This is a genomic window from Flavisolibacter nicotianae, assembly GCF_003628535.1.
GTDB lineage: Bacteria > Bacteroidota > Bacteroidia > Chitinophagales > Chitinophagaceae > Flavisolibacter > Flavisolibacter nicotianae.
The window spans coordinates 1-1,198 of the sequence record NZ_RBCI01000055.1; the positions used below are offsets into that span (position 1 = coordinate 1).

Annotated in this window: 1 protein-coding gene; it reads left to right on the plus strand. The window is 46.5% G+C overall.

Going from position 1 to position 1,198, the window contains the following annotated elements:
- Window positions 1-81: 81 nt before the first annotated feature.
- Window positions 82-1,158, plus strand: a complete 1,077-nt coding sequence (locus D6024_RS26370) for an IS481 family transposase (RefSeq protein ID WP_121357810.1) — start codon at window positions 82-84, stop codon at window positions 1,156-1,158.
- Window positions 1,159-1,198: the final 40 nt, after the last annotated feature.

Genomic DNA, 1,198 nt, shown 5'->3' on the forward strand with positions numbered 1-1,198 from the left:
TGTAGAAGTTAATATTTAATCTGACAGTCGGGATTAACTTTAAGTAACGACACTTGATTGTTAACCCCAAAACTGTCAGATATGAACACTGAATCTAAGTTAATCAAAACGAAGATTGGGCTGTTGAAGTTGGCAGAAAAGCTGGGTAATGTTTCCCAGGCCTGCAAACTGTTTGGCTACTCCCGCGACAGCTTTTACCGCATCAAACAATTGTACGACACAGGCGGAGAATCCGCACTTCAGGAGATCTCCCGCAGCAAGCCCATATTCAAGAATCGCGTTGATCCCGAAGTAGAAGAAGCCGTCGTAAAGATTGCCTTCGAGTATCCAGCTTTTGGTCAGCAAAGGGTTTGTAACGAACTCAGAAAAAAGGGCCTGTTTATCTCGGCTGGCGGCGTACGGAGTGTTTGGATGCGTCACGATCTGGAAGTCTTTGAAAAACGACTAAAGGCCCTGGAAGCCCGTGTGGCGCAGGATGGCATCATACTTACCGAAGCCCAGTTGATGGCTTTGGAACGCAAGCAGGAGAAACGCGAAGCCCTGGGAGAGATTGAAACCGAACATCCAGGTTATCTGGGCGCACAGGACACCTACTATGTGGGCTCGATCAAAGGGGTGGGACGCATTTACCAGCAAACCTTTATTGATACGTACACCAGGGTAGCCTTTGCCAAGGTCTATGACCGCAAAAATGCTCTTACCTCTGCCGATCTTCTCAATGACAAAGTGCTGCCTTTCTTTGAAGAACAAGAAGTTCCGCTACTGCGGATATTAACCGATCGTGGTACTGAGTACAAAGGAAAGCGGGAGCACCATGAGTACGAACTTTATTTGGACATTGAAGGGATTGAACACTCTAAAACCCAGGTGAGGCATCCCCAGAGTAATGGCATCTGCGAACGGCTGCATCGTACCATGCAGGAAGAATTTTATGCCGTCGCCTTCAGAAAAAAATTGTACGAAACGCTGGAAGATCTGCAAACCGATCTTGATCAGTGGCTGCTCTATTATAATCAGGAGCGGCCGCACTCAGGGAGATACTGTTACGGTAAAACCCCCATGCAAACATTTATCGACAGCAAAGAACTGGCCCTGCAAAAACAATTGAATGTACCTTTAGAACAGACCAACAAATCCGTTTCCCTAGAATTACTATAAACAAACCCCCGTACTGTCAGATCAAATATTGAGGACTACA

What these genes read in the sequence shown, in the direction of transcription:
- D6024_RS26370 (WP_121357810.1), top strand. Translation starts at nt 82, where the DNA reads ATGAACACTGAATCTAAGTTAATCAAAACGAAGATTGGGCTGTTGAAG.